The sequence below is a fragment of the Nitrospinota bacterium genome, from assembly GCA_016208975.1.
In the GTDB taxonomy this organism is placed as follows: Bacteria; Nitrospinota_A; UBA7883; order UBA7883; family JACRLM01; genus JACQXA01.
Map to the genome: position 1 here is coordinate 391336 of JACQXA010000004.1, position 17634 is coordinate 408969.

Below are 17634 nucleotides of genomic sequence, written 5' to 3' on the forward strand. Positions count from 1 at the left end.
CCTCTGATTAAATGGGTTGTTATGATTGTTGATCCGTTTACGGGGCTTATTCCACCACGCCGAGGATGTCGTCTTCCCGCATAAGCAGGTATTCCTCGCCGTCCAGCTTTATCTCGGTGCCGGCGTATTTGGAGTAGATCACCTTGTCCCCTTTTTTCACGGACATGGGGCGGATCTTGCCGTCTTCCAAAGATTTACCCGGGCCAACAGCCACCACACTGCCCTCTTGGGGTTTTTCCTTGGCGGAATCTGGGATGATTATGCCGCCCTTCATAGTTTCCTTGGCTTCCGCCTGCTTAATAAGCACCCGGTCGTTCAACGGCCTGATGTTAACACCCATCTAGCTATCCTCCTTCATATCAATAACTTAAAGAAATTGAACCGTGTCGGCTATCCAAGGGTTATTTTTTATGACCCCTCTAGACACCAACCCGTTAGCGCTCTATGGCTTCGAGCGCTAACAACGCATTAAAGATAGTACGGGGGTTTCTGAAAAGCAAGGTGATGCGGAAAAAAAGTGAACTAAATCTTATTTTGCCTGATTTTCGCTTTTATAATGAAAAGTGGGTAGTGTCTCAGTTTGAAAGCGCAGGGGAGATTCTTCACTTACGCTCAGAATGACAATATAAGAGCCGTTGATCGCATTGTCATCCTGAGCGAAGCGCAAGCGAAGTGAAGGATCTGTCTATTATTTGAGATCCAAACTGGGACACCACCGAAAAGTGCCAGTTATTGCTTTTCTACGGAAGCTGGTTTCACAGCGGCGCGGAAATCTTCCGCCAGAAAGTCCGGCGTTTTGTCCATGTTGTACAGAAAACATATAAGGGCCAAGGTGGAGGCTATCATCAGGTGCGGCCCGAAAAACCAGAATATGAGCGGGACGGAGAAATAATAGGCTCTCATCCCGTAGCTGTAAAAATTGCCCGCCCGGTTCAAATACATCGCCACATGCGCGGGAAGGATGGGGGAGTGGATCATGTACCCGATATGGTTGTAGAGCCGCACGGACATGGAGAAAGAGAAGAACGCGAACAGGAAATCCACCACAATAAGCAACACCTTTAGCATCCACAACTCGCGCCGGGTGTCGCCGAATATGTTAAGAGCGTGCCAGATGTTGTTCAGCTTGTCCCCCTGGGCGCTTAGCGTAAGGGCGCCTATTATAAGGAACACGGCGGTGGAGGCCATAAGCGTGGCCGCCATGGTGGAGTTCCGGAGGGTTTGAACGGCCAATACATCCTTGCCGGTGTCGGCCATAACCTTTTCCACCCAAGCCTGGCGCACCTTGAAGTTTACGGACTGGATGGTGAACGCTGGATCGCCCCGGAGTTTGAGTCGCATATACAGCTGATACGCCGCCAGCATCGCCGCGCAAGAGGCGAACGCCACAGCGTCCCCGCCGAAATCGCTTAATAAACCGGTCAATTCCGCTCCGGTAAAAGTTAATACACTTGTTGGATTATAACACCGGCGCGGCTGTCAGCGGCGGCTTCACCGATCCTCCCTAAAATCCTTAGCCGGATTGGGGAATGCGCCAAACCGGGCGTTCCATTTATCCTCCTCCCGTAGCAACATCCACATGCCGGGTTTGGGCAGTGGTTTGAACCCGGCTTTCTCATACACACCGTGAGCGTCTTTTGTGGCCAGTAGCCACATGAAAACGTTCTTGTGGTCCGGATGGTTGAACACGAAGCGGATCATGGCGTTGGCTATGCCCCTGCGCCGGTGGGCCTCGTCCACATAAATGTCCATGAAATAGGCGAACCTCGTTCTGTCGCTTAACGCGCGCAGATAACCCACCTGTATTCCATCGAAATAACAGCCCACGGTGATACTGGAATGTGTGGCGGCCAATTCTATCTCGTCCCTGCCGATCCCCGGGCACCAGTATTCCTTTGAAAGCCATTTTTCAACCCGGGCGAAATCGAGCCGGGCGAAGGAATCGTCAATCTCGTAATGTTCGTTGTAAACGCTGATCATAACGAGATTCTCCTCGCTATTAATAAATCATCTATACACATCCTTAGCCCCGCCTTGTAGAACATCACATGCCTGATCACCCGCCATGCCCCGGCTCCTTTCGTTCGCCACTCATTGCCCTTCCTTCTCCCGCTTGAATCCGATCTTGGGGCGGGTTGGGATGGCGGGGGACATCAACTGGCGGATGGCGTCGAACACGGCCTTGAACTGGGCGTCATACTTTTTTTCCATCTCTTCCAGCTTTTTCGCCAAATCCTTATGGGTTGCGAGCATTTCACGAAGCTTGACAAAAGCCCTCATAATGAGAATATTGACCTCAATAGCTCTTTCGCTATTGAGCACACTGGAGAGCATGGCCACGCCTTGCTCAGTAAAAGCATAGGGCAGGTATTTAGAATGTTCCCCCCTTTTTAAGGGGCCAAAATGGCGCCTTAAAGAATCGTATTCTTCTTTCGACAACTGGATCATGAAATCTTCGGGGAAACGGGTTATATTCCGTTTCACCTGCCTTTTCAGGTGCTTAACCTCAACGCCATACAACTCGGCCAAATCGCTATCCAGCATGAGCTTCTCGCCGCGAATCAGAAGAATCTTTTGCTCGATAAGCTCCACCGGTATCAACGCTTTCATATCGTCTCCGTCTTTAAGGCGCCAAATTGTGATCTCAAGTTGTCAGATACCTGACTCCCCATGCCTCGCCTCCTTTAGCGATGTCTCCAGCTCCTCGACGCTTGGCAGTTCGCTTTTAAACTTCCTGGGCAGGGTCTCCGTGAGTTTATATCCCGATACGCCTATTGGTTTCCGGGTGTCGCGCAGGGCGTATTCCACGACCACCTTGTTTTTCGATTTGCACAGGATAATCCCGATGCTCGGCTGGTCGTCTTTATGGCGTAGCAGGTCATCCACGGCGGAAAGGTAAAAGTTCATCTTCCCCGCGTATTCCGGCTGGAATTCCCCAACCTTTAGTTCTATCACCACGAAACAACGCAGGCGCAGGTGGTAGAAGAGCAGGTCAATATAAAAATCTTCCCCGCCGACTTCCAGATGGTATTGACTGCCGACAAAGGCGAATCCCACGCCAAGTTCCAACAGGAACGCCCTTATCTGCTCCAACAGCGCCTTTTCCACGTCCCGTTCCTTGGCCTCTTCGCCGATGGTCAGGAAATCAAAGACGTATGGGTCTTTCAATATCTGCCGGGCAAGCTCTGATTGAGGCGCTGGCAGGGTGCGGTCGAAGTTCGAGACGGCTTTCCCTTGGCGCTTGTACAGGCCGCTTTCGATTTGGTGGACAAGAACGTTGCGCGACCAGCCGTTTTGGATGGTCTGGCGTATGTACCATTCGCGCTCGATAGGGTTTTTGACTTTATCAATTAGGACGACATTGTGAAACCAGGGTATTTGTGCAGCAACCTGCTGCACAAATTGCGTTTCTTGATATATCTCGGCAAACTCCCTCATATATTTGAGATTACGAGGGGAGAATCCTTTCATCTCCGGGAATTCGTGCCGTAGGTCTAACGCCAGCCGATCCACAACCTTTGTTCCCCAACCCTCTTGCCGCTGGCTATCGAGAATTTGGCGGCCAATCTCCCAATAAAGCAGAACCAATTCGCGGTTGGCGGCAAGACCGGCGCGAATCTGGGCGGATCGAATCTTCCCCTTAAGGTCTTCCAGCAGGAGCGCATAGTCCACATGGGCTTTGCCTAATTGTGCAACAGGCGCTTGCATAATTGCGGATTCAGTTTTTGGAGCCTTACCTTTACCTGCCATACCCTGCCCTTTCCGTATTCTCACCACACGCCAGGGATGAACCTGTATTTCACCTGTTTTTTGTAGGCTACGTAGTCCGGGTCTTTCAAGAGATGCCGCTCCTCGGTCAACGCGCGAAGATAATAGATGTAGTTCCACACCGCCAGGAATACAAACTGCCATGGGCTTGCGAAGTTTCGAATGTTCTCCGCCCACCATGCGAAATTTTTAGAGATGTACGCCGGATGGCGGATGAAGGCGTATGGCCCCCGGGCCAGGATGCCCCGGTTGGTAAGGTTCGAAAACCTCAAGCCGAAAGCCATGGTGGCCCAGACATAAACGGTGAAGGCCAGCAGAGTTATGGTTTTAAGCGTGAAATCCATCATGCCCATGAAAACCGCCGGAGCGTCTGGGTTTAAGCTGGCGGTGGCGGTGGCCAGTTGCATCAGATATGGCGAGTCGCCATACCCCCGGTTATACGGAAGATAGTTAGTTGTTATCCCGTTGAACGGCGGGTAGCAGATTATGGCCGCAAGCCAGCCGGTAACGGAAGGGTCCACGCTTTTGGACTTGTTGTTGAGCCAGCGAAGCGAAAAAACGTATCCCGTAAGGCTCAGCGAAACGTCCATCACGAAAATAGCGTGGAACGCGCTGAAATAGAACCTGTCGAACATGCCCGATAACGCTATGAACCCCTCAATCCCGGCGCCTCCAAAGTACTGGCCGGAATTGGTTAATACCTCAGTCAACTGCTTTAGAAACTGGGGGAAATTGGAGAAAAACCCGCCGCATTCCACAAACAGGAACGTGGTCATAAGCGGCACGAAGAAAAACTTCACCCCCAGGTCGCGCAAAACAACCAATGTGGATTTGTTTTTCATCACACGGCGCAGGCTGTCTTTGCGGCCTTTTATGCGGCGGAAAACCGCGCGGAAAAACAACATGGCCAGAAACCCCGCGTCTTTCCTGTCCTCCCCCCGGCTGTTCCTCAAAAGGTTCGTCACAAACCCGTAAGGGAACCCCAGTAACAGGTAGCCAAGATATATATAAGATATGGTTATCCGCCAGTTTTCATAATAATTGCTGATGTAAAACGGATGCGCCCGGAAAATGATCAACACCGGCGTAAGCAGGCACAACCCGGCCAGCCAGCGGAACAACGCCGTTTTTGCCGCCAGGGGAACAGGATTTTTAACTTTAAACGCGCCCGTTCGCGCCCACCGCCCCGCTGGCGGGAGCCACATCAATAAAAGGGCAAGAAACATGAGGGCGCAAACTATCTCGTACCGCGTCCACTCCCATCCAAGCCAAACCAGGGTTATGCCGTCAAAGAAAACCTGGGAACCCATGGCCACGGCCCAGGCCATAGCCGCTCCAACAAAGGCGACGGCAAAACAGGCGGCCCTTTGAGGTTTCGATTTGAGGAACTCCCAGGTCACCATCACGGCGAACCCGAGCAGGACCACTATGAGCACATCAAAATAGTCCCGGTTTATGAACTCATACCCCCACTTGCCGGGAAAAAGCCAAAGACAGTTTCTGGCCTGGGGCCCGCCGTTTGGGATTATGTCCGCGCGGAAAATGGCGTAAGCCGCCACCATGGCCAGCATCAGGAACGCCCCAAACATGCCTGTGGACGGGTCCTGACAACCTTTTGCGGGGTCGAATTCCTCCCGGCGCGGCGTTTCCGGGGAATTTGCGGTTGAAGTTAAAGGGGGAGGCGTTTTCATCGCATTAATTAATAATTCGAACGGGGGAAGCCAAAGGCCAAGGAAAGACAGGTGAATTTATATTACCCATGTTTTGAAGACAAGCCTAGCCGATAGGCCGATTTGAAGTCAACCCCGCCACAAACCATCTTTAAGGATGCCTGTAAAACCAAAAAGTTTTGTGGTAGATTATTCTCTCAAGTCCGGCGCTGGAGGGGGCGATGGATTTTTACAGGCGCTATGGGCGCCCATGCATGGCAGGGGTCACATTTACGGCTTAACAAGTCTGGGGATGGTCATGGCAACAGAGAGCTTGAATCATTACAACATGAAAGTGAACAACGCCAAGGAACTATTGGCGGCAATCTCGAATTGTTGCGCGAAAATAGACGGTAATAAACTAAAGGTTACCGATCCCGCCGCATTGCGCGGCCACGGCATAGACAGGCTCATCATAAACGCGGTCTTTGGAAAAGACGCCGAGATCCGCGGCACGGCCCGCTGGGTAATAAAAGCCGCGGCGCTGGAGCTGGGCCTGTGGCCTGCCTCCATCCAGGGGCTTTACGACGCCATGGGCAGGAGCGAGGTTCGTGGATACACCGTTCCCGCCATCAACATCCGCGGCCTCACTTACGACGTGGCCCGGGCGGTTTTCCATACGGCAATAAGGAACAACACCGGGGCGTTCATCTTCGAGATAGCCCGGTCTGAGATCGATTACACGTTCCAGCGGCCCGCCGAATATTCCACGGCCCTGCTGGCCGCCGGAATAAAAGAGGGCTACAAAGGGCCGGTATTTATCCAGGGGGACCATTTCCAGGTCTCCGCTAAAAAATACAAGGCCGACCCGGTTAAGGAAATCGAGGGGCTTAAAAACCTCATCGCCGAGGCCATAGACGGCCAGTTCTACAATATAGACATAGACACATCCACCCTGGTGGACCTTTCCAAACCCACAATTCTCGAACAGCAAAGGCTGAACTTCGAGGTGGGGGCCGAGCTTTGCGCCTATGTGCGGAGCCGGGAGCCTGAAGGGGTCACCATATCGGTGGGTGGCGAGATAGGCGAAGTGGGCGAAAAGAACTCCACCGTGGAGGAACTGGACGCCTACATGGAAGGTTTCGAGGCGACGCTAAAAAAGATCAACCCGGCGTTGAGGGGCATAAGCAAGGTATCCGTTCAAACGGGCACATCCCACGGCGGTGTGCCGTTGCCGGACGGCACTGTGGCCAAGGTCAAGCTGGACTTTGACACGCTGGAGAAGCTCAGCCACCGGGCCAGGGAAAGATACGGCATGTCCGGCGCGGTGCAACACGGCGCCTCCACACTGCCGGAGGAGGCTTTCGACAGGTTCCCTGGAACCACCGCCTCCGAGATCCACCTGGCCACCGGGTTCCAGAACATGATTTTCGACTCGGAACATTTTCCCGAGGTGTTGAGGGATCAAATTTACGACCAGATCAAACAGAAGTTCCGTGATGAATGGAAAGACGGGCAGACTGTGGAGCAGTTCATATATAAAACCCGCAAAAAAGGGTTTGGCCTGGCCAAGGAAGACATCTGGCGGATGGAAGAGCTCACCCGAGCCGGCATCCGGGAGGAATTGGAGAAGAAATTCGACTTCCTGTTCCATAAACTGGCGGTGGGCAATAACCACAAGGATGTGGATAAACACATCACCCCGGTGAAGATAGCCCCGGTGCTGGAGAAAGAAATAGCCGCCGCCGGGGGTTACAAGGTGGAAGCTGTAAAAACCGAGGAGGGGGCGGACTAGCCCCCTCTCCTTCCTATTGCGCCGGGCATATTTGTAATTATTTGCGCGGCGTTGTAACTATCCGTGCCATAAGACCTTATCCGCGCCGCCTAAAAAAACTTCAAACCACCCTAAAGTAATCAAGTCCCCTCTCCGATAAGTAGATATCGGGCATTGCGAGTTTACCCAGGGAGGATCATCATGGAATCATCTGCGGTTGGCGGAACAGGCGGTTTGGCTCCCGCCCAGCAGGCCTCGGGCGCGGGCCAGGCAAACGTGGCTGTACAGAAAAAAGCTTTGGATATGGCGAAGGCTCAAGGAGCCCAATTGGTGGATATGATCCAAAAGAGCGGCGCCACCTTTGAAACCACAGCATAGACAGTTCTTGCGTGGACTCGCAGGGCGCTTTCCATGCCCCCGGCTTTTTAACCACATAACCGGGGGCCGGGAAGCGTTAAAGTATAATGTTCTTAAATGGCCTTTATAAATCCGGCTAAAAGGCGGATGGGAGGATGTCATGGCCGACAAGTATTACGATTACAGCAAGATGAACTCGGTTTCCCCTTACCAGGCAGGCAAGTCGGGCTACTCCAAGTTCAGCAAGAACACCCAGCCCCAGAAAGCCGATAAAGCCGCCACCGAACGAAACGCCGAGTTTGCCAAGGTGAAAGACCGGGCGGACCGTTCCCAAAATCTTTCCGCGGCTAAAAACGTGGTAAAACAAGGCGTGGCCAGCGCCCTGTCTTCCGGCCCGGGCGGGCTTGAATCCCTGATAGCGGAAACCACAGCGGCGAAGATCTCCACCAAAGCCTGAGCGGAAACCTTCCCCAGGGCTGTGGCGCATGGGGCTTATGGCGCCATGACAATGCATGGCGCGATCCCCGGTTGCGCCCGAGAACACTCAAAGTACCTCCTTTTTCTCCCGCCGTCCGCTATCATTTCGTTAAAACCGCTATCGCCGCAATTTGGTAGTGGACTATAACGCGTAATTCATTAGAATAAATCCGGGGTAACTACAAGCATGGAGTTAAACGCCGTGAGAGTTGAAACTAGGGAATCCGGAGGGGTAATAATTCTTGACCTGTTTGGTAACATCCGGACAAATGAGGATTACGCGGTTTTCAAAAAAGCGGTGGATGACATCATAGACGAAGGCAAAGTAAAAATCGTCCTGAATTTCAAGAGCGTCAGTTTCATAAACAGCTCCGGCCTGGGAAGGCTCGTGCTGGCGGCGAAAAGGATAAAAGAGAGCGACGGGGTAATCAGCATTGTGAACCTTTCCGGAGACTTGCGGGAGCTGTTCCTGTTCACACGGCTGGACACAAAGATACCCATTTTCCAGAGTGAGCAGGAGGCCATAGCGGGCGTATAGCATTCGCCCGCTGGCGGCCATCCGGCTTTTGGATGGGAGGACCATACGCCCATGAAATACAAAGCCGCGGCATCGCTTGCCGCATACCTGCTTTCGGCCTCCTGGTATGGGTGGGACGCTTATAACGCTTACATACAGGCCTTCGACGTGGCCTCCAAACCGTTTATTATGGATGTGAGCACAGCCCCATCCGTAGCCTTCACTTTCACCGGCCTTTTATACTGGGTCACTTTCGGGCTGGACCGGTCTGGCACCCCCGCGGCCATTGCGGGCTATTTCCTGGCAGGGGCCCAAGTTCTGGCGTTCGCGTTTCAGGTTTGGCTTGCCCCCACGCTCTGGGCGCTCAATAATCTTACTCAATAACCGTCAAGGAGATAATCATGACCGGATTGGTTTTACTGGGAATCGCAGTTCTCCTGGCTTTGTGGGTGATAGGCATTTACAACGGGCTGGTGCGCCTGCGGGCCCAGGTGAAAAACGCCTGGAGCCAGATAGACGTACAGCTGAAAAGAAGGTACGACCTTATACCCAACCTGGTGGAGGTGGTGAAAGACTACATGAGCTATGAGCAGGAGACGCTCACCCGTGTGGTGCAGGCCAGGGCCGAAGCCATGAAAGCCACCGCCATGGCCGACAAGGCGCAGAAGGAAGGGATGCTCACCGAAGCCCTTAAAAGCCTTTTCGCCCTTTCCGAAAACTATCCGGACCTGAAGGCCAACCAGAACGTGATGGCCCTGCAGGAAGAACTGGCCTCCACCGAGAACAAGATTTCATTCTCCCGCCAGTTTTATAACGACTCGGTGATGGAGCTGAACGTGAAATGCGAGACATTCCCCTCGAACATCGTGGCCAACTCTTTCGGGTTTAAACAGGAGGAATTCTTCAAGGTGGCCGAAGAGGAAGCCAAACCGGTTAAGGTTAACCTGCGGTGAGTTCCGGAAAAATCCCCTGCCCCCAGTGCGGTTACCAGAACCGCGAAGGGGCGGTGATGTGCAACCTTTGCCACGCCATCCTTCAAAGGGAGGGCAAGAAGGCCGAGCGCATCATAAAAAAGGTGGAGGCCAGAAGCTCCTTCTACGCCGAGAAGGAACAGAACCAGCGAAACACCAGTATCCTGCTAATGTCGCTGACCGGACTGCTTGTGGCCCTGGGGGGAATAATAGTTTACGCCGAAGGGGGCGATCCCTTATTGGGAGTGGGTGTGGCGTTCATCGTGGCTTCCGTAATGGGCGCTTTCTCATGGTTCGCGGGGGCCTCGATTATACTGGCCATGAGCGGGGCGAAAAAGGTTACCCATGAATCCGATCCACAGCTGTTCAACGTGGTGGAAGAGATGAAAATAGCCTCGGGCCTTCCCATGCCGGACGTATATATCATCGAGGAAGACGCGCCCAACGCCTTCGCCACCGGGCGGGACCAGGACCATTCGGCGGTGGCGGTGACACGGGGGTTGCTCAACAAGCTCAACCGCGACGAGCTTCAGGGGGTGATAGCCCACGAGTTTTCCCACATCCGCAACCTGGACATCCGTTACGCCATGCTGGTGGGGGTGCTGGTTGGGGCCACGGCCCTTATCGCGGACGCGTTTCTCCGGGGCTTTGGGCGGGGGGGCAAACGCGGTAGCAACCCGGCCCTGCTGGCGCTGGCGCTGGTTTTCGCGATTCTGGCGCCCATCAGCGCGAAGATACTGCAAATGGCCATATCCCGTAGCCGCGAGTTCATGGCGGACGCTTCGGCGGTGGAGCTTACAAGAAACCCGGACGGGCTGGCCTCGGCCCTGGCGAAGATCACTCAAGACCCCGCCCCGCTGGCGGCGGCCAACCGCGCCACCCAGCATCTCTACATCGTAAACCCCGTGAAGAGTTTCAACATGGACTCCAAGGCGCTCTTCTCCACCCATCCACCCACCGAGGCGCGCATCAACAAGCTTGTGGCCATGGGCGCCACGGGGAAATACACGGCTTAACCTTAAGGCCCAGACGAAAAAAAAGACGCGCGGTTTTCAGGCCTCGCGTCTTTAAAGTGGACGATGGGGATTTACTGCATGTCTATATAGCCGCAGGGGCAGTTCTCGGCGCACTTGCTACAACCGATGCAGTTCTCCAGCTTAAAGGCGTAATCCTTCGGGCCGTTCTTTATGACCGCGTTGTCCTGACAGTACATCCAGCAGTTCTCGCAGTCGAAACAGGCGCCGCAGGACATGCACCGGGCCGTCTCGGCCTGTACCTGCTCCAGCGTCAGGGAAAGGTTGGCCTCCTTGAAGCTCCGGCGCTCCTCCAGCGGGATGGTGGAGTAGTTGTTCCGGGGCGCGTTCTTGTACCAGCCCAGGAGCATCTTTTCCTTCACGGCGATCCCGCCATTCTGCTCCACCACCATTTCCCTGCCGCGAAGCTTGTTGTCTATGTTGACGGCGGCCTTGCGCCCCAGCCCCACCGCCTCGGTGACCAGCCCCAGTTTCAGGGTTACGTCGCCGCCGGCGAACACGTTTCCTTCCGATGTCTCGAAATGCTGGTTCACCCCAATCCATCCGTCGCCGTTCGAAAACTTTTCCAGCCCGGCGTAATCGGGTTTCTGGGACACGGCGGCGATGACGGTGGTGGCGGGCATCACGAACTCGGAGCCTTCCACGGGTTTGGGCCTTCTTCTGCCGGAAGCGTCCGGCTCGCCGAGCTCCATGCGGATCATCTTCACGCCGGTGGCGCGCCCGTCGGCGCCCTTGACTATCTCCACCGGAGCGGCCAGCTCTTCCAGCTTCAAGCCTTCGGATAGGGCCTCGTCCACCTCGTGGGAGATGGCGGGCATCTCCTTGCGGGAGCGGCGGTAGGCTATGGTGACGTTGGCGCCCAGCCGCCAGCTGGTGCGGGCGGCGTCTATGGCGGAGTCTCCCCCGCCGATGACCACCACCGTGTCGCCTATCTCCACCTTCTCGCCCTGGTTGATCTTGTTGAGATACGCGGCTCCTGTGAACACGTTTGGCGCGTCCTCGCCGGGGATGTCCAGGGTTATGCCGGTGTGGGCGCCTATGCCCAGGTAGATGGCCTGGTAGCCGCTCTTTATCTGGTCGAAACTTATGTCCCGCCCTATCTTGCAGTTGGTCTTAAGCTCCACCCCCAGGTCGAGGATGCGGCCTATTTCCGCCTTCAACACCTCGCGGGGGAGGCGGTAGCTGGGGATGCCGTAGCGCAACATGCCGCCCGCCTCGGGGAACTGCTCGAAAATGGTAACCTTGTAACCCCGCCTGGCCAGCTGGTAGGCGCAGGAAATGCCCGCAGGGCCCGCGCCAATCACGGCGATTTTTTCGGCATGGGTTTCATCGGTGAGTTTCGAAAGTTTCAAACCGTTCTGTATGCCATAGTCGCCGATAAACCGCTCGACATTGTTGATGGCCACCGGGCCGCCGTCATCCTCCTGCTTATACTGCCGGTTGCACCCCCCCTCGCAGGGATGGGGGCATACCCGGCCCATCACCGCCGGAATGGGGTTTTTGTCCACCAGCTGGCGCCACGACTCTTCTACGGCGTTGCCCTCGGCTATGTTGCGAAGGTAAAAGCGGATGGGCTCCGAACTGGGGCAGGCCACCTGGCAAGGGGGCGTTTTGGGCTGATATTTCGGGCGGAGCGAAGAGCCCGCCGAGGAAGCGCCGGACTTGGCGGCGAAACCCCTGGTTTTTTTCTTAACGACTATAGCCATAAGACCTGTCTCCTAAATTTCAGGGTCATAACCTTTTTACCGGCCCGGCGGACGTTAAACGCCCACCTTGCCGCTCAATACAACGGCGTTGGAGACCAGCTGATGCACGCTGGCCACCACGTCCATCCCTATCCCGTAATTGGGCAGGACCTTGGTGAACTGGGCCTTGCAGATGGCGCATATCATGGCCATGGTGTTCACCCCTTTGTCGCGCATCACCTCGCTCAACGCCTGGGCGCGGGGCATGGCGCCTTTCACCCGAAGGTCCATCAGTTCGTCTGTCAAAAGCCCGCCGCCGCCGCCGCAACAGAAGGTGACCTCCTTGGTGGTCTCCTCGTCCATCTCCACGAAGTTGTTGCATACGGCCTTTATCACCTCGCGGGGAATCTCGAACTGGCCGCCTGGCATATCCCCCATGCGGGAGCCCCGGGCCACGTTGCAAGAGTCGTGATAAGTGACCACCAGGCTGTCGTTGGCGCTTTTGTCTATCTTGATGCCGTCCCGCTTTATAAGGTCCAGCGTGAACTCGCAAATGTGGGTCGGGTTCCGGTATTTGGGGTCCAGAAAATCGAAGGGGCCTATCAGGGTGTTCCAGAAGCTGTAAGCCACGCGCCAGGCGTGCCCGCATTCCCCCACCACTATGCGTTTGACCTTCAGGTCGTGAGCCGCGTCTTTAATCCGCTGGGCCACTTTTTTCATGGTGTCGTAGTTGCCGATGAACATGCCGAAGTTGGCGAACTCCGACGCGTAAGAGCTGACCGTCCAGCTTACCCCCGCCTCGTGGAACACCTTGCCGTAGCCGGTGAAGCCCTCTATGTGCGGGGAACTGAAAAAATCCGCCGAGGGGGCGATAAGCAACACGTCGGCCCCGGCCTCGTCCAGCGGGTATTTGACCTCCACCCCGGTGACCTCCTGCACGTCTTCGGCCACAAACTCCAAAGTGTTTTGCAAAGCGGCGGGATTGATGCCCAGGTTGTTGCCCACGGTGAGGACCTTGCCCAATATCTCGTTGCAATATTTCTGGCCGATGCCCACGCTGTCCATAATCTCCCTTGCGGCCATGGACACCTCGGCGGTGTCTATCCCGTAGGGGCAGAACACCGAACAGCGGCGGCACTGGGAACACTGGTGGAAATAGCTGTACCATTCCTCCATCACGGTCTCGGTGAGGTCTTCGGCGCGGGCCAGGCCGGGGAAAAGTTTCCCGCCCAGGGTGAAATTCTTGCGGTAAACCTTCCGCATAAGCTCCTGCCGGGCCACGGGCATATTGTTGGGGTCGCCAGTGCCAAGGTAGTAATGGCACTTGTCGGCGCAGGCGCCGCACTTTACGCAGATGTCCATGAAAACCCGGAGAGAGCGGTATTTATCGAGCAGGCCGCCCATTTTTTCAACTGCTTTTTCGCTCCAGTTCTCCACCTTGGCGCCGGGGAACCCAAGCCCGGTGTTGTGGGCTTGGGATGCCGGATAGGGTTTCAATCCGGCGGTGGCGCCGGGCTTGATGGCGGGGATTTCTATCTTACCGGTCAACTGTTCGGTCTCTACTTTCGCCACGTCTTTATTCCTATATAATCCTCAGGCCCGCCATGGGTTCACATGCCTGCGCTCCCGGCAATCGTCCGCCTGGTTGCGCGTGGGGGAGAAAAATATTCCGCCAAGATGCATGAGCTTTGAGAAAGGGAAATAAACCATCAGTAAAATCACTAGCCCCAGATGGAGCATGAACATGGGGTCTTCCGGCATCTGCCTGGGAGAAAAAGTGATTACGCTCATCATGAAGTCTTTCACCATGGCCACGTCGGTGCGGATTACGAATTTCATCAACAGGCCCGTGGCGGCAATGAGGCCGATAAGCGAGAGCGCGAAGAAATCCGCCCCGGAGCTTATGTACCGGGCCCTGTCCACCCACAGCCTGCGGGCGAAAAGATAACCGGCGGCCCCCAGCAATATCACCCCGGCCCATATGCCCGCCGGGCCCAGGTAGGCGATAACCTCCGGCACGGGATGGAGAAAATAACGCAGATGGCGGAAAATGACCACTGCGAAGGCCACGTGAAAAACATAGCCCCCCAGCCAGGTCCATTTGTTGCCCTTGAACAGGCTTGTGAACAGGAGCACCTCCCCCGCCAGCCTCAGGGCCACCCCACCCTTTGTAGTGGGGGCCGGGGTTGTGGGGATTTTCAAGGGCGCCGGGGTGGAGGCGTATCCATAGATTTTCACCAGAAACCCCGCAAGAAACACGAAGCCCGCCATGTAACACAAGACCGCGAACAAAACCGACAATCCGGACAATTCACCCATCGCGCCTTTAGACTCCTAAACAAGCGGCGCCAGGCCAGCGCGCGGCTTTTACCCTTGTGAAGGCAAAATCGCGCGCCACCCCAGCCATGAAAACCAGCGGAAAGCCGGAAGCTACACGCAACCGGTGGGCTTGGGCAGACCGGCTATTTTGCAAGCCTGTTTGGCGGGCCCGCCCGGGTAAAGCTCGTACAGGTACTTGGTGTTGCCCTTCTCCGGCCCAAGCTTTTTGCCGATGGCTTTCGTCAGGATCCTTATCATCGGGGCTATTTTGTATTCGTCATAGTACTCCCGAAGGAAATTGACGACCTCCCAGTGGTTCTCCGTCATCTGGATACCCTCGGTTTGGGCCAGGTAACCGGCCACGTCCTTGTTCCATTTGTCGAGGTTGAGAAGGTATCCGTCCTCATCGGTCTCATAACTTACGCCATCAAGTTCAAAAGCCATTTAAAGCGCCTCCTAAAAAATTTATTATCGTTTACATATCAATGAGATATGTGAATAGCTTACCGCGTTTCCCCGGTTTGATGTCATCTTTCGGCAAACTGCGCGATAGGCTGGGCGCAAATTTGGAATGACATCCCCCTCTGGTGCTAAACTTAAAGATGTCCCGTTTCGGATTTGGATTCTCGCAATTATATGATTTTAGTCATGGAACGGCGGAATGGCTGTCTGGCTAAATGATATGCCGTTGATAGAATTGATGGGCATTACCTTGTAAACCAGTGAAAAACCCGGATTTTGCGTGAAAGATGAATGAGTCACTGAAAAAATACCTGGTCAAATTCCAGGGGCAGGGCGCGGCCATCCCCCCCAGGGTTAAAAAAAGCTATGTGGTCTGGTCGGCTCTGGCCTCATTCACCGGCATTTTCATCGTGGCTTTTATCACATACCGGGCCGGGGTTCCCATGATGATAGGCTCTTTTGGCGCGTCGGCGGTGCTTTTATACTCGGCGCTGGAGGGTCCGCTGGCCCAGCCGAGAAACCTTGTGGGGGGGCATGTTATCTCCGCCATCATCGCCGTCACCATAGTTTCCCTGCTGGGAAAAAGCGAGGCCACGGTGGCGCTGGCGGTGTGTCTTGCCATTGTGGCCATGTTATGGACCCGCACGCTACACCCCCCCGGCGGGGCCACGGCGCTTATAGCCGTTGACACCACGCAGGGATACGGGTTTATCCTATATCCGGTGCTGGCCGGGGCTTTGATAATGCTGGCGGTGGCGCTGATTGTGAACAACCTGTCGGAAGACAGGGTTTATCCGCGATACTGGTATTGAGCCATGAACACAGCTTATAAAACCGTCCTTGTGGCCCTGCCGCCGATGACCCACGAATGGTACGGGAGGCCGGTGGACGCCATCCGCAGGGCCGCCGCCACGCTGGGCTCCGCGCCCGGGGTGCGCCTTGTGTTCATAAGCGTGTTCTCGCTGGAGCAGGAACTGGGCACCGGGCAGGTGAACCTTCTGCCGCCGGAGGACCTGGAGCAGATAGTGCTTTTCCATGAACGCAAACACCGGGATGGGATGAACGCTTACCTGAAATGGTTCGCCGACAACGGGGTGGAGCATGAAGTTATCGTCTTGCAGGGCGACCCGGCGGACGTGATACTCCACACGGCCCGGGAACGGGGCGCGGACCTGATCCTCATGGGGCATCATCACAAGACGGGCCTGCTGAACATCTTCGGGAGCGACATCACCGCCCGCGTGTCCAAACACCTCCCCTGCGACTTGATGGTGATAACGCCGGGGGAGGAGTGACTACAGGCCCCACCTGTTTACTTAGTTCACTTCATGGCTTACAATATGGTCATGAAAAAGCTTAACGTCCACGAGGCCAAGACCCATCTTTCGCGTTACCTTGAGATGGTGGAAAAAGGCGAGACCATATTGCTGTGCAGGCGCAACGTGCCGGTGGCCGAGATACATCCCGTTGCCCCCACCAGGAAAAAGCCCCGCCCAATCGGGCTGGCCAAGGGCAAATTCAAGATGAGCGCGGATTTTGACAAGGCATTGCCCAAAGCGCTCATTAAGCTGTTCACCGGCGGGAAACCTTGAAGGTATTGCTGGACACCTGCGCGTTCATTTGGATCGTCACAGGCTCCAACGCCCTTTCAAAACACGCCAGGGCCGTTTTTTCCGATCCGGGCAACGAGGTCTATTTAAGCGCTGTTTCTATATGGGAAATGGGCATCAAACGGGCCCTTGGAAGGCTGGAGTCAACCGGGGATTTCGCCGTTAGCATCATGGAACAGCGGGAACTGCATGGCATCCAACCATTACCGCTGGAGGAGGGATCCGCCGCGAGCCTGCCGAAGCTCCCCTTGATCCATAACGACCCGTTCGACAGGATGCTGATCTGCCAGGCATTGACGCATGGCATGGCGATTCTTACCCCCGACAAAGAAATATCCAAATACCCGGCGCGGGTGGTCTGGTAATTTAGACATTATGAGAGCGCCTTGACGGTTAAACGGGATTTTTTGGGGCCTGATTCAGCTGTCTTTCAGGTAATTCTTTAAATCACGATAGTAGTTTTCGTGAGGCCCAAGCATTATCAACTCCAGGTTCGCCCCGGCTTTTCGATACGCAAGAAGGTATTGGGTGGATTTAAGTTTGAACTTGTAGACGAACACCCCTTTCAGATCGCTTTTCTTTTGTTCCCCGATAGAAATATCCTCCGCGATCTTGCGAATATGCAGGTCTAGTGTCTCCTTTTCCTTTTTCGAAAGTTTTTTTACTCTCTGTCCAAAGGATCTGGACTGGAATATTTTCATGGCCTATCCGAATTTATATTCGCTTTTCTCCCCCCGCTCCAACTCCTCCATCCCTATCAAGATTTCCTTGATTAGCGAATATGTCAGGTCCGGATTTTCCTCGGCGCATTTCCCCATCCAGGCCCAGTGTTCAATTTGGCCCGCCAGCGACCTATGGTCGATCCGGCTGAATTTTCTCGCGTCGTTTATCAATTCTTCAGATATTCTTACCGCCGTCGCCATTTTTTACCCCCGCCTTAATTAGCCACTTATTGAGTCATTCTAGAGCATAGCATTGCATAATGCAACTTTTCATAGCTGACCGCCCACC

Annotated in this window: 23 protein-coding genes; 11 read left to right on the top strand and 12 right to left on the bottom strand. The window is 55.0% G+C overall.

Annotation, left to right across the window (positions count from 1 at the left end; genetic code table 11):
• Positions 1 to 46: 46 nt before the first annotated feature.
• From groES to HY751_05410, 6 genes are all read right to left on the bottom strand, one after another.
• On the bottom strand, positions 47 to 340 hold the full coding sequence (groES, locus tag HY751_05385) for a co-chaperone GroES (protein MBI4665829.1): 294 nt from the start codon (positions 338 to 340) through the stop codon (positions 47 to 49).
• A 389-nt stretch (positions 341 to 729) separates the two neighbouring features.
• Positions 730 to 1365 carry a DUF599 domain-containing protein gene (locus HY751_05390; GenBank protein ID MBI4665830.1) on the bottom strand — a complete coding sequence of 212 codons (636 nt, stop codon included), beginning with the start codon at positions 1363 to 1365 and terminating at the stop codon, positions 730 to 732.
• A 126-nt stretch (positions 1366 to 1491) separates the two neighbouring features.
• Positions 1492 to 1980, bottom strand: a complete 489-nt coding sequence (locus HY751_05395) for a GNAT family N-acetyltransferase (GenBank protein ID MBI4665831.1) — start codon at positions 1978 to 1980, stop codon at positions 1492 to 1494.
• Positions 1981 to 2091: 111 nt separating this feature from the next.
• Positions 2092 to 2610, bottom strand: coding sequence for an ORF6N domain-containing protein (locus HY751_05400; protein ID MBI4665832.1), 519 nt, complete (start codon positions 2608 to 2610; stop codon positions 2092 to 2094).
• Positions 2611 to 2652: 42 nt separating this feature from the next.
• Positions 2653 to 3708, bottom strand: coding sequence for a DUF1016 domain-containing protein (locus HY751_05405; protein ID MBI4665833.1), 1056 nt, complete (start codon positions 3706 to 3708; stop codon positions 2653 to 2655).
• A 62-nt stretch (positions 3709 to 3770) separates the two neighbouring features.
• Positions 3771 to 5459, bottom strand: a complete 1689-nt coding sequence (locus tag HY751_05410; protein ID MBI4665834.1) for a hypothetical protein — start codon at positions 5457 to 5459, stop codon at positions 3771 to 3773.
• A gap of 307 nt (positions 5460 to 5766) precedes the next feature.
• Here HY751_05410 and HY751_05415 point away from each other — a divergent pair, with 307 nt between their 5' ends.
• From HY751_05415 to HY751_05445, 7 genes are all read left to right on the top strand, one after another.
• On the top strand, positions 5767 to 7212 hold the full coding sequence (locus HY751_05415; GenBank protein ID MBI4665835.1) for a class II fructose-bisphosphate aldolase: 1446 nt from the start codon (positions 5767 to 5769) through the stop codon (positions 7210 to 7212).
• A 180-nt stretch (positions 7213 to 7392) separates the two neighbouring features.
• Complete coding sequence (locus HY751_05420) at positions 7393 to 7569, top strand: YjfB family protein (protein MBI4665836.1); 177 nt, start codon at positions 7393 to 7395, stop codon at positions 7567 to 7569.
• A 139-nt stretch (positions 7570 to 7708) separates the two neighbouring features.
• Entirely contained in the window at positions 7709 to 8005 is a 297-nt protein-coding gene (locus HY751_05425; GenBank protein ID MBI4665837.1) for a hypothetical protein, read from the top strand.
• A 222-nt stretch (positions 8006 to 8227) separates the two neighbouring features.
• Complete coding sequence (locus HY751_05430; protein ID MBI4665838.1) at positions 8228 to 8563, top strand: STAS domain-containing protein; 336 nt, start codon at positions 8228 to 8230, stop codon at positions 8561 to 8563.
• A gap of 51 nt (positions 8564 to 8614) precedes the next feature.
• Complete coding sequence (locus tag HY751_05435; GenBank protein MBI4665839.1) at positions 8615 to 8926, top strand: hypothetical protein; 312 nt, start codon at positions 8615 to 8617, stop codon at positions 8924 to 8926.
• A gap of 17 nt (positions 8927 to 8943) precedes the next feature.
• On the top strand, positions 8944 to 9495 hold the full coding sequence (locus HY751_05440) for a LemA family protein (protein MBI4665840.1): 552 nt from the start codon (positions 8944 to 8946) through the stop codon (positions 9493 to 9495).
• 188 nt (positions 9496 to 9683) lie between these two features.
• The gene (locus tag HY751_05445; protein ID MBI4665841.1) at positions 9684 to 10529 is read left to right on the top strand and encodes a M48 family metallopeptidase; all 846 of its coding nucleotides are present in this window, start codon (positions 9684 to 9686) and stop codon (positions 10527 to 10529) included.
• 71 nt (positions 10530 to 10600) lie between these two features.
• On the opposite strand, the gene HY751_05450 is transcribed toward HY751_05445, so the two are convergent.
• The 4 genes from HY751_05450 to HY751_05465 all read right to left on the bottom strand — a co-directional run bounded on the left by HY751_05450 (position 10601) and on the right by HY751_05465 (position 14995).
• On the bottom strand, positions 10601 to 12253 hold the full coding sequence (locus tag HY751_05450) for an FAD-dependent oxidoreductase (GenBank protein ID MBI4665842.1): 1653 nt from the start codon (positions 12251 to 12253) through the stop codon (positions 10601 to 10603).
• A gap of 54 nt (positions 12254 to 12307) precedes the next feature.
• The gene (locus tag HY751_05455) at positions 12308 to 13804 is read right to left on the bottom strand and encodes a (Fe-S)-binding protein (protein MBI4665843.1); all 1497 of its coding nucleotides are present in this window, start codon (positions 13802 to 13804) and stop codon (positions 12308 to 12310) included.
• A gap of 21 nt (positions 13805 to 13825) precedes the next feature.
• On the bottom strand, positions 13826 to 14542 hold the full coding sequence (locus HY751_05460) for a respiratory nitrate reductase subunit gamma (GenBank protein MBI4665844.1): 717 nt from the start codon (positions 14540 to 14542) through the stop codon (positions 13826 to 13828).
• Between the two features lie 120 nt (positions 14543 to 14662).
• Positions 14663 to 14995 (bottom strand): TusE/DsrC/DsvC family sulfur relay protein, encoded by a 333-nt coding sequence (locus HY751_05465; GenBank protein MBI4665845.1) that lies wholly within the window; start codon positions 14993 to 14995, stop codon positions 14663 to 14665.
• 305 nt (positions 14996 to 15300) lie between these two features.
• Here HY751_05465 and HY751_05470 point away from each other — a divergent pair, with 305 nt between their 5' ends.
• From HY751_05470 to HY751_05485, 4 genes are read left to right on the top strand one after another with little or no spacing between them, the layout of a single operon-like run.
• On the top strand, positions 15301 to 15825 hold the full coding sequence (locus HY751_05470) for an HPP family protein (protein MBI4665846.1): 525 nt from the start codon (positions 15301 to 15303) through the stop codon (positions 15823 to 15825).
• Positions 15826 to 15828: 3 nt separating this feature from the next.
• On the top strand, positions 15829 to 16308 hold the full coding sequence (locus HY751_05475) for a universal stress protein (protein ID MBI4665847.1): 480 nt from the start codon (positions 15829 to 15831) through the stop codon (positions 16306 to 16308).
• A gap of 51 nt (positions 16309 to 16359) precedes the next feature.
• Entirely contained in the window at positions 16360 to 16605 is a 246-nt protein-coding gene (locus tag HY751_05480) for a type II toxin-antitoxin system Phd/YefM family antitoxin (protein ID MBI4665848.1), read from the top strand.
• Entirely contained in the window at positions 16602 to 16988 is a 387-nt protein-coding gene (locus HY751_05485; GenBank protein ID MBI4665849.1) for a type II toxin-antitoxin system VapC family toxin, read from the top strand. The genes HY751_05480 and HY751_05485 overlap by 4 nt, the downstream gene beginning before the upstream one ends.
• A gap of 54 nt (positions 16989 to 17042) precedes the next feature.
• On the opposite strand, the gene HY751_05490 is transcribed toward HY751_05485, so the two are convergent.
• Complete coding sequence (locus HY751_05490; GenBank protein MBI4665850.1) at positions 17043 to 17324, bottom strand: type II toxin-antitoxin system RelE/ParE family toxin; 282 nt, start codon at positions 17322 to 17324, stop codon at positions 17043 to 17045.
• 3 nt (positions 17325 to 17327) lie between these two features.
• Positions 17328 to 17546 (bottom strand): hypothetical protein, encoded by a 219-nt coding sequence (locus tag HY751_05495; protein MBI4665851.1) that lies wholly within the window; start codon positions 17544 to 17546, stop codon positions 17328 to 17330.
• Positions 17547 to 17634 lie beyond the last annotated feature (88 nt).

Bases quoted from the DNA above. Each gene is read 5' to 3' on its own strand.
- HY751_05395 (MBI4665831.1), bottom strand. From the start codon at position 1,980: ATGATCAGCGTTTACAACGAACATTACGAGATTGACGATTCCTTCGCC.
- HY751_05475 (MBI4665847.1), top strand. From the start codon at position 15,829: ATGAACACAGCTTATAAAACCGTCCTTGTGGCCCTGCCGCCGATGACC.
- HY751_05465 (MBI4665845.1), bottom strand. From the start codon at position 14,995: ATGGCTTTTGAACTTGATGGCGTAAGTTATGAGACCGATGAGGACGGA.
- HY751_05445 (MBI4665841.1), top strand. From the start codon at position 9,684: ATGTCGCTGACCGGACTGCTTGTGGCCCTGGGGGGAATAATAGTTTAC.
- HY751_05470 (MBI4665846.1), top strand. From the start codon at position 15,301: ATGAATGAGTCACTGAAAAAATACCTGGTCAAATTCCAGGGGCAGGGC.
- HY751_05400 (MBI4665832.1), bottom strand. From the start codon at position 2,610: ATGAAAGCGTTGATACCGGTGGAGCTTATCGAGCAAAAGATTCTTCTG.
- HY751_05425 (MBI4665837.1), top strand. From the start codon at position 7,709: ATGGCCGACAAGTATTACGATTACAGCAAGATGAACTCGGTTTCCCCT.
- HY751_05390 (MBI4665830.1), bottom strand. From the start codon at position 1,365: ATGCTGGCGGCGTATCAGCTGTATATGCGACTCAAACTCCGGGGCGAT.
- HY751_05405 (MBI4665833.1), bottom strand. From the start codon at position 3,708: ATGCAAGCGCCTGTTGCACAATTAGGCAAAGCCCATGTGGACTATGCG.
- HY751_05490 (MBI4665850.1), bottom strand. From the start codon at position 17,324: ATGAAAATATTCCAGTCCAGATCCTTTGGACAGAGAGTAAAAAAACTT.
- HY751_05415 (MBI4665835.1), top strand. From the start codon at position 5,767: ATGAAAGTGAACAACGCCAAGGAACTATTGGCGGCAATCTCGAATTGT.
- HY751_05450 (MBI4665842.1), bottom strand. From the start codon at position 12,253: ATGGCTATAGTCGTTAAGAAAAAAACCAGGGGTTTCGCCGCCAAGTCC.
- HY751_05495 (MBI4665851.1), bottom strand. From the start codon at position 17,546: ATGGCGACGGCGGTAAGAATATCTGAAGAATTGATAAACGACGCGAGA.
- HY751_05480 (MBI4665848.1), top strand. From the start codon at position 16,360: ATGAAAAAGCTTAACGTCCACGAGGCCAAGACCCATCTTTCGCGTTAC.
- groES (MBI4665829.1), bottom strand. From the start codon at position 340: ATGGGTGTTAACATCAGGCCGTTGAACGACCGGGTGCTTATTAAGCAG.
- HY751_05410 (MBI4665834.1), bottom strand. From the start codon at position 5,459: ATGAAAACGCCTCCCCCTTTAACTTCAACCGCAAATTCCCCGGAAACG.
- HY751_05435 (MBI4665839.1), top strand. From the start codon at position 8,615: ATGAAATACAAAGCCGCGGCATCGCTTGCCGCATACCTGCTTTCGGCC.
- HY751_05440 (MBI4665840.1), top strand. From the start codon at position 8,944: ATGACCGGATTGGTTTTACTGGGAATCGCAGTTCTCCTGGCTTTGTGG.
- HY751_05420 (MBI4665836.1), top strand. From the start codon at position 7,393: ATGGAATCATCTGCGGTTGGCGGAACAGGCGGTTTGGCTCCCGCCCAG.